Source organism: Deltaproteobacteria bacterium, from assembly GCA_012522415.1.
GTDB lineage: Bacteria > Desulfobacterota > Syntrophia > Syntrophales > JAAYKM01 > JAAYKM01.
The window spans coordinates 1-1,884 of sequence record JAAYKM010000015.1 but is presented as its reverse complement, the minus strand read 5'-3'; the positions used below and the strand labels follow the sequence as shown (position 1 = coordinate 1,884).

Sequence of the window (1,884 nt, the reverse complement as noted above, 5' to 3'; positions counted from 1 at the left end):
GAGGACGAGTACGCCCGGCCTCTCCTTTCACAGTAACTGGAGACGGCCGGGCGGGGTGATTTCATTTCCTGCGAAGAGGCGCGAAAAGAATGGGAGCTCGAATGAGCCTCCGGTAGGCGGCTACTTTAAAAATTCAACTTTCCCGGTGCTGACATCGTACATGGCGCCGACCATTCCGATTTCCCCCTTGTCGAGCATCCCGCGCAGCACAACGCTTCTGTCCCGAAGCTTCCCCATGGTCAGCTCCACATTCTTTTCCGCAACGGCCTGGACGAAATCCGTGTTCTTTGAACTCCTGGGCTCATAGTTTCCCTGCACGGAATTGACGGCGGGGTTGATGTTGGCCAGCGTCGCCGTGAGCAGGCCGAGCTGCGCCGAGTCGCAGGCGCCTTTGACTGCGCCGCATTCCGTATGCCCCATAATCACGATCAGCCTGGCGCCGGCGACCCTGGCCGCGTATTCAAGGCTGCCGAGGATGTCGTCATTGACGAAATTGCCCGCCACGCGCGCCACGAAGAGGTCGCCGATCCCGCGGTCGAATACGATTTCCGGCGGAACCCGGGAATCAAGGCAGCTCACAATGGCAGCGAAGGGAAACTGGCCCCCGGAGGTCTGTTTGACCTGGGCGAGAAAGTCCCGCCCTGTGGTTTGCCCGCTGGCAAAGCGCTGGTTCCCCTGCCTGAGCATTTCTATTGCCTTGTCGGGTGTAATGGAGGCCTGGACTTCTCTGGTCAGTGCAGCGCCGCTGTCAGCGTGGACAGCACCGGTTATCGCAAGAAGAACCGCGATGGCAAGCCATAGAACTTTTCCTCTGTTTTTCTTCATGTTTTCCTCCTTGTTGGTTGGTCAGTCCGCGGATGCGGCCCATTGATCGGCCGGCGCAGGCGGAACGGGAAATATTCTCTTTGGACTAAGAGTCCGTCAGGGTCATTTCGGTGATCCAGACCTCGCCCCGGTCTTCGAAAATGATCCTCAAGTCGACAAAATTATCGGGTGCGGTAAAGGTTCCGGAAAAGAAGGTCCATCCATAGGAACCGGCATCCATGGAGACGGGGCGAATGGTCCACTGGAGATCCACGGCGATGTTGACCGCACCGCGGGATGCAAGGTTGCGTGCCGCCGCCCAGAAGCTGACCGTATATCGTGCCCCCTTCCTGACATTGATCCTCTGGCTGGTCGAACCAAAGACGTGGGGCGATCTTCCGGAGTTATTGACGAGGTAGAGGGCAGTGGAAGCCGACGAATTTGGGGGCCGGTTTTCCCCCAGGTCGACAACGGTGGCCTGAGTATTAGCGTCCCCGGATTTCCACCAGAATCCGAAACGGGAGTACTGGCCGTTGTCCCAGATGGTTCCGTTCAAAAATTGAGCGAAGTGGGGATCTCTGACGTAGTTTCTTCCCCCTCCACCGTTGTTGGAGGTTCTGTCAGGAGGATCGAATATGGCGGAGTCTCCGGCGCCCCATCCGCAATCGAAATGGGGGCACACTTCCTGGTCATAATGGGCGTACATTCTCGTTACCGCCCTTGCCACGGAGAAGCTGTAGCTTCCCCATGGGGTGCGGACGCCAAGGTACTGCATGACCGCGGGGGTACCGCCCGACAGGGCCGGATCTTTGGTGAAGAAGTAGCACCGGCACCACCGCATCTCCATATCCGTCTCCGTCTCCCGGTGTTTCCAGCGGACCTGGTAGGGCCCCTGGGGCGATCCGAACCGGTCGGCGTATTCCCGGGTGCCCACCAGGGACCAGAACGCTTCACCCCGTCCCATGTTCCGGCTCAGGTCCCGTGTGATGTAAAAGTTGAATTCTTCCTGGGTCGGGCCCCGTCCCAGAACGCCCAGAAAGAGCGAGTTCAGAAAATCGGCATTCTGGTAGGCCCTCCACT

The 1,884-nt window shown here is 58.9% G+C and carries 2 protein-coding genes; both read right to left on the bottom strand.

Going from position 1 to position 1,884, the window contains the following annotated elements; all coding sequences use genetic code 11:
• Positions 1 to 120: 120 nt before the first annotated feature.
• Positions 121 to 825, bottom strand: a complete 705-nt coding sequence (locus GX147_01210; GenBank protein ID NLN59329.1) for a carbonic anhydrase — start codon at positions 823 to 825, stop codon at positions 121 to 123.
• Positions 826 to 910: 85 nt separating this feature from the next.
• On the bottom strand, positions 911 to 1,884 hold a 974-nt coding region (locus GX147_01205), incomplete at its 5' end, for a DUF642 domain-containing protein (protein NLN59328.1).

Bases quoted from the DNA above. Each gene is read 5' to 3' on its own strand.
- GX147_01210 (NLN59329.1), bottom strand. From the start codon at position 825: ATGAAGAAAAACAGAGGAAAAGTTCTATGGCTTGCCATCGCGGTTCTT.